The sequence below is a fragment of the Xanthobacter sp. BG11Y11_SDJG genome, assembly GCF_057364445.1.
The window spans coordinates 1-6443 of record NZ_JBNFNU010000253.1 but is presented as its reverse complement, the minus strand read 5'-3'; the positions used below and the strand labels follow the sequence as shown (position 1 = coordinate 6443).

The window sequence follows — 6443 nt, the reverse complement described above, 5'->3', positions numbered from 1 at the left end:
CCCGCAGCGGTCCGGGCGCCGCGGTGGCCTGCGCGGCGTGGCCGAGGCGGTGCACCGGCGGCGCTTCCCGGCGCCGAACATTCCGAAGATGTGTACAAGGTCAACATGGACCGGCGACAGAAGGTGGCATAGACTAGCGCTCCTTCCTTGACGGTGGTCCGATGGCGATGACGGCAGACCGGAGGGACACGCTGATCCGATCTCTTCCCGATGCGTTGGGAGAGTTCGCCGGCGTATGTGATTCGTCCGGTGATGGGCCGCTATTGATCGAGACCGATCAGGGCGCGGCGCGCCGTCAGGTCCGCATCCGGCGCCAGGACGGCAGCGATGGCTGGGCGGTCCTGTCCGAGGCGACCTTCCTTTTGGGCGGCGAGCAGCATCGGGTGGCGGTGCTGCACGATGCCTCCGAGGATCTGCAAGGGCGCGAGCAGTTGCGCCGCCTGTCTTTGGTCGCCAATGCGACAGACCGCGCCTTGCTTCTGCTCGACGAATGCCGGCGCGTGATCTACGCCAATCCCGCCTTTACCGACCTGTTCGGCTACACCATGGCGGAGATTGTCGGCCAGGTGCCGACGGAGGTGCTGGAAGGACCGCACACCGACCAAGAGGCCCTCGCCCGCCTGCGCGAGAGCGCGGCCAGCGGCGAATCCTTCCACACCGAGTTTCTCGCCTGCGACAAGTCGGGACGGGACATCCTCACCCTGGTTTCGGTCAGTGCCGTCCCGGCGGAGGATGGCGGCGTGCGGAACATCGTTCTGGTGATGGAGGACATCACCAAGGACAAGCAGATCGAAAACCTGCGGCGGGAGATGCTGCAGGCGCTCACCAGCGCCGCCTCGCTGCGCGACGTCGGCGATTTCCTGTGCCGGCGCGTGGAGGCCATGGCGCCGGAGGTGGTCTGCTCCATCATCCTGGTGGATGGCGAGCGCAAGCTGCGGCCGCTTTCCGCACCGAGCCTGCCGGAGGCGTTCGGCCATGCGATCGACGGCGCCGAGATCGGGCCCTGCTGCGGCAGCTGCGGCACGGCGGCTTATCGCGGCGAGCCGGTCCAGGTGACGGACATCTACAGCGATCCCCTGTGGGCGCCGTTCCTCGACCTCGGCCTGCCGCCCCACCTTCGGGCCTGCTGGTCGTCGCCCATCACGGCCCGGTCTGGCCGCGTCGTGGGCACCTTCGCGTTCTATTTCGCGGAAAATCGCGGGCCCAGCGCGTGGCACGAGCAGATCGTCGCCGCCTGTCTGCATCTGTGCATGATCGCCATCGAGCAGCACGAGGCGAACGAGCAGATCGCGCGGCTCGCGCATTTCGACCCGCTCACCGGTCTGCCCAACCGGACCCGCTTTCACGAGGACGTCGCGGCTCAGCTGCGTGACGCCGCGGGCGGCAACGTCGCCTTCTTCTTCCTCGACCTGGACCGCTTCAAGGACGTCAACGAGACCCTGGGTCACAGCGCCGGGGACCAGCTGCTGATGGAGGCGGCGCTCCGGTTGCAGCGGCTGTTCCACGGTTCGGACGGGGTCTACCGCTTCAACGGCGACGAGTTCGTCGTCGTGCTGCCGGCCTGCACCGCCGAGCGGGCGGCGGCCGAGGCGCAGCGGATGCTGGCGGCCCTGAGCGAGCCGTTCGATCTTTGCGGCGTCCGGCTCGCCAAGTCGGCGAGCATCGGCATCAGCCTTCATCCGGAGAATGGCAGAGACGGCGAGACGCTGCTCCAGCATGCCGGCGCGGCCCTGTCGGAAGCGAAGAAGACGCAGCGCGGCACGATCCATTTCTTCAGCCCGGAGATGGATGCGGTGCTCCAGCAGCGGCTGCGGCTCGGCAATGCGTTGCGCGAGGCGATCGCGGGCGATGCGCTGGAGCTGCACTACCAGCCTCAGCTGACGCCCGGCACCCTGGCGCTGCACGGGGTGGAGGCGCTGGCGCGCTGGACCCATCCGACGCTTGGCCGGATCCCGCCGGACCAGTTCATTCCGGTGGCCGAGGAGACCGACCAGATCGAGGCCATCGGCACCTGGTCGCTGGGCGAGGCCTGCCGCCAGCTCGCGCAGTGGCGCGCCCTGGGCGTCGCCATTCCGACCGTGTCGGTGAACCTGTCGGCGCTGCACTTCCGCAACAGCGCCCTGCCGGAATTCATCGCCGGCGTGCTGGAGCGATACGGCCTGCCGCCGCAATGTCTCACGGTGGAAATCACCGAGAGCATCATGGTCGACCGGGGCGGGCGGACGCTGGAGACCGTGCGCGCCGTGCGGGACCTCGGCGTCGGCCTGTCGATGGACGATTTCGGCACCGGATTCTCCAGTCTTTCCAACATCTCCCGCCTGCCGATCAGCGAGCTGAAGATCGACCGCAGCTTCATGCAGCACTTCGACGACGACGGTCACGCGAAGGCGCTGGTGCGGGCGGTCATCGGCATCGGCCAGAGCCTGGATCTGGACGTGGTCTGCGAGGGCGTCGAAACCGAGCCGCAGCGCCGTTTCCTGGAGGAGCTGGGGTGCTCGGTGGTGCAGGGCTATCTGTTCTCGCGGCCGCTGACGCCGGAGGGCCTGGTCGCCTGGATGGCGGAGCGCGCCGCCCCCGCGCCCGCCCCCGGCGGCCCACTGACCAGGCGTCGGCCCCCGGGCAGACCGCCCTTTTTCCCGCCCGATGTCGGCACATCCCGCTCCCGCCCGTCCTTGGGGCGGGGCACCGGCAAGCCGCTGACGCGGCGCGCCTTCCGCCCCTGTTCCCGCCGCAAGGCCCAAGGACCGGACCGCCCCGTCCCGGCCGGTCCCAGGAGGTTATCCCCATGCCCAGCACCATCCGCCTGCACCGCGTTTTTCCACCAGCCCGCAGAAGCTCTTCCGCGCCTTCACCGAGGCGGACGCGCTCGCCAAGTGGCTGCCGCCGGACGGCTTCACCTGCACCGTCGACCATCTGGAGGCGAAGGTCGGCGGCACGTTCCACATGTCGTTCCGCAATTTCACGAACGGGGAGAGCCACGGCTTCGGCGGGGCCTATCTCGACCTCGTTCCCGGCGAGCTTGTGCGCTACACCGACCGCTTCGACGATCCGAACCTGCCCGGCGAGATGGTGGTGAGCGTGGTGCTCAGGAAGGTCCTGGTCGGCACCGAGATCGAGATCGAGCAGGCCGGCGTGCCGGACCCGATCCCGGCCGCGGCCTGCTATCTCGGCTGGCAGCAGTCGCTGGGCAATCTCGCGCGGCTGGTGGAGCCCGATATCAACGGCTAGCGCCGCGGGCGCTCAGGCCTTCAGCGCCTGGCGCGCCACCTCCACCCACCAGGTGGCGCCCAGCGCCAGCACGCCGTCGTCGAAGTCGAAGGTGGGGCTGTGCAGCGACTTGCCGCCGGCGATGGGGCCGGTGCCGAGCCACAGATAGCAGCCCGGCCTCTCCTTCAGCATGAAGGCGAAGTCCTCGGACACCATGGAGGGCGTGACTTCGGTGGCGACCGAGGTGGCGCCCGCGGCCCGCGCCGCGGCGGCGGCAAGGTCCAGCTCGGCGGCGGCGTTCACCGTCGCCGGGTAGCGCCGGTCGTAAGCGAGCGTCACCTCGCAGCCGAACGATGCGGCGACGCCGCGGCAGATGTCGCCCATGCGGGCCTCGATCAGGTCCTGGGCGGCGGGCGTGAAATGCCGGGTGCAGCCGCGCATCACCACCTCGGCGGGCAGCACGTTGTAGGCGTCGCCGCCGTGGATCTGCGTCACCGAGACCACGGCGCTCTCCAGCGGGTCGAGCGCGCGGGCGACGATGGACTGGAGCTGGGTCTGCAATTGGGCGGCGGCGAGCAGCAGGTCCGTGCCCTGGTGCGGCATGGCGGCGTGGGCGCCGCGCCCGGAGAGCGTGATGTCGAAGATGTCGAAGGCCGCCATCAGCGGGCCGGCGCGCCCGGCGAACGAGCCCTTTTCCTGGCCCGGCCAATTGTGCAGGCCGAACACCCGGTCCACAGGGAAGCGGGCGAACAGGCCGTCGTCGATCATCGCCTTGGCGCCGCCCGCGCCTTCCTCCGCCGGCTGGAAGATGAAGCGGATGGTGCCCTCGGCCGGCGGGTGCTGCGCGAAATAGCGCGCGGCGGCGAGCAGCATGGTCATGTGCCCGTCATGGCCGCAGGCGTGCATCTTGCCGGGGATGCGCGAGGCATAGGGCAGGTTGGTCTGCTCGTGGATCGGCAGCGCATCCATGTCGGCGCGCAGGCCCACCGAGGGGCCGGCGCCGCGCCCGAGGCTCGCCACCACGCCGGTGCCGCCGAGCCCGCGTTCCGGTTCGTAGCCGAAGCTCTTCAGCTTCTCGGCGACGAAATCGGCGGTCCAGCGCTCCTCATAGGCGAGTTCGGGATGCTGGTGCAGCGTGTGGCGCCAGTCGGCCATTTCGCTCGCGAGCGCCTCGAAATAAGCGGCTGCGTTCATTTCCATCTGCCTGCCTCCGATCGCCGCCGCGGCGGCTTGACGACCTACTTACTAATGGTACAGTAAAATCCAGAATCCGGACAAGGAGCCTTCCATGACGCTCGCCCAAGCCTCGGCCGCGCCGATCGAATTCGTGAAGACGTGGCGCGACGGGCCGATCGCCCGCATCAGCCTCAATCGTCCCGAGAAGCACAATGCCAAGAATCTGGAGATGATCCAGCAGCTTCACGATGCCATGATGGCGGCCGACGAGGATCCGGACGTGCGCATCATCGTGCTCAGCGGGGAGGGGCCGTCCTTCTCCTCCGGCCACGACGTCTCCGATATCGATTTCGTGCCCGAGGTCGCCGCCATGTACGCGACCCCCGAGCGCCGGCTGGAGACCGAGCGCAAGATGTATTTCGACAAGTGCCTCGCCATCCGCAACACCCGCAAGGTGACGATCGCGCAGGTGCATGGCTATTGCCTCGCCGCCGGCATGATGGGCGCCGCCATGTGCGATCTCATCGTCGCCTCGGAAGACGCCAAGTTCGGCATGCCGGTGCTCAGCCGCTTCTGCGCCGTGGGCGAGATGCTGTTCGAGCCGTGGGACATGGGCGCCCGCCGGGCCAAGGAATTCCTGTTCACCGGCGACGTGGTGGACGCGCGCCGCGCCGAGCAGCTGGGCTTCGTCAACCGCGTGGTGCCGCGCGACCAGCTGGACGAGGAGACGAAGAAGCTCGCGCTCAAGATCGCCGCCCAGCCCCCGGTCTCGCTGGAACTCACCAAGGCCTCCATCAATCGCACGCTCGACATCATGGGCCAGCGCGAGGCGTTCGAGTATCACTTCATGGCGCACGTCTTCTCCCATTTCACCCAGGAGGCGGAGATCGAGCGCGCGCGCCGCAAGGAGGCGGGCTCCACCAAGGACGCGCGCCGCATGACCCCCAAGGCGGTCTGAGCGGCCATGGAGCGCGCGCAGGACAGCGCCGGCGCCCGCGCCGGGGGCGCCCGTCACCCTGGACATCAAGGTGCGCTTCAGCGACCTCGATGCCTCGGGACATCTGAACAATGCCAATATCGTCAAGTATATCGAGGAAGCCCGCATCCTCTATTACAAGACGGTCACGGGCATGGCGATCCCGGCGGACCTCGACCATTGGGTGCTGGCGGAGATCCTCGTCAGCTACCGGGCGGTGGGGCGCTTCGACGACGACATCCGCATCGCCATCAAGGTGCCGTGGATCAAGCGCTCAAGCGCGGGGTGGGCCTTCACGCTCACCCGCCTGGCGGACGATGTGCTGATCGCCGAGGGCAGCGGCGTGCATGTGCATGTGGACCAGGCGACCGGCAGGGGAAGCGCAATTCCCGACCGCTGGCGCCAGGCCATCCTCGACCACGAAGGCATCGAGGCCGGCGCGCCGGCCGGCGAGAGCGCGGTCTGAACCGCGCTGTCCGGGTTGCCGTCCGACGCGCCCCGTCGCCCCCCGTCACCGCCGTCGCCCTCCGGCTTGACCGGAGGGCCCATCCTGCGGCCGGGCGCAAGGCGGGGAGGTGGATGCCCCGGACAAGCCGGGGCATGACGGAGCGAGACGAAGTCTGATGCCGTGAATGATCGGAACGCGAGACCGCCATGCCTGCCTCCGAAGACCTTTCCTACGTGCTCGTGGACGTGTTCACCGACACGCCGTTCGGCGGCAACCCGCTCGCCGTATTCACCGCGGCCGAGGGGCTCTCGGACGGCGAGATGCAGGCCATCGCCCGCGAGCTGAACCTCAGCGAGACCACCTTCGTCGCCCCGCCGCCGACGGGAGAGGACGGGCACTCGGTGCGCATCTTCACGCCGCTCTCGGAACTGCCCTTCGCCGGCCATCCCACCATCGGCACGGCGCTGGTGCTGCACGATCTCGTCGGCGGCGCACGGATCGTGCTGCACGAGAAGATCGGGCCGGTGCCGGTGCGCATCCTCGCGTCCGAGGGCGCGCCGCGGGCGGTGCTTTCGAGCCCGAAGATGCCGGAGCGGGTGGCGGATGCGCGCGGCGGCGCTGCTGCGCGGCTGGCTG

The 6443-nt window shown here is 69.1% G+C and carries 4 protein-coding genes and 2 pseudogenes; 5 read left to right on the top strand and 1 reads right to left on the bottom strand.

What is annotated here, in order from left to right; all coding sequences use genetic code 11:
• Nucleotides 1–161: 161 nt before the first annotated feature.
• A pseudogene (locus AC2W7M_RS17705) lies at nucleotides 162–2516 on the top strand (EAL domain-containing protein); the annotation flags it as partial.
• Nucleotides 2517–2785: 269 nt separating this feature from the next.
• Nucleotides 2786–3228: pseudogene (locus tag AC2W7M_RS17700) on the top strand (SRPBCC family protein).
• 12 nt (nucleotides 3229–3240) lie between these two features.
• On the opposite strand, the gene AC2W7M_RS17695 reads toward AC2W7M_RS17700, so the two are convergent.
• The gene (locus AC2W7M_RS17695) at nucleotides 3241–4407 is read right to left on the bottom strand and encodes a M20 aminoacylase family protein (RefSeq protein ID WP_486133673.1); all 1167 of its coding nucleotides are present in this window, start codon (nucleotides 4405–4407) and stop codon (nucleotides 3241–3243) included.
• Nucleotides 4408–4495: 88 nt separating this feature from the next.
• On the opposite strand from AC2W7M_RS17695, the gene AC2W7M_RS17690 reads away from it, so the two are divergent.
• The 3 genes from AC2W7M_RS17690 to AC2W7M_RS17680 form a co-directional block, all read left to right on the top strand.
• Nucleotides 4496–5341, top strand: a complete 846-nt coding sequence (locus AC2W7M_RS17690; RefSeq protein WP_486133671.1) for an enoyl-CoA hydratase — start codon at nucleotides 4496–4498, stop codon at nucleotides 5339–5341.
• Nucleotides 5342–5399: 58 nt separating this feature from the next.
• Complete coding sequence (locus AC2W7M_RS17685) at nucleotides 5400–5825, top strand: acyl-CoA thioesterase (RefSeq protein WP_486133675.1); 426 nt, start codon at nucleotides 5400–5402, stop codon at nucleotides 5823–5825.
• 188 nt (nucleotides 5826–6013) lie between these two features.
• The coding region (locus tag AC2W7M_RS17680) for a PhzF family phenazine biosynthesis protein (RefSeq protein ID WP_486133669.1) at nucleotides 6014–6443 on the top strand (430 nt) is incomplete at its 3' end.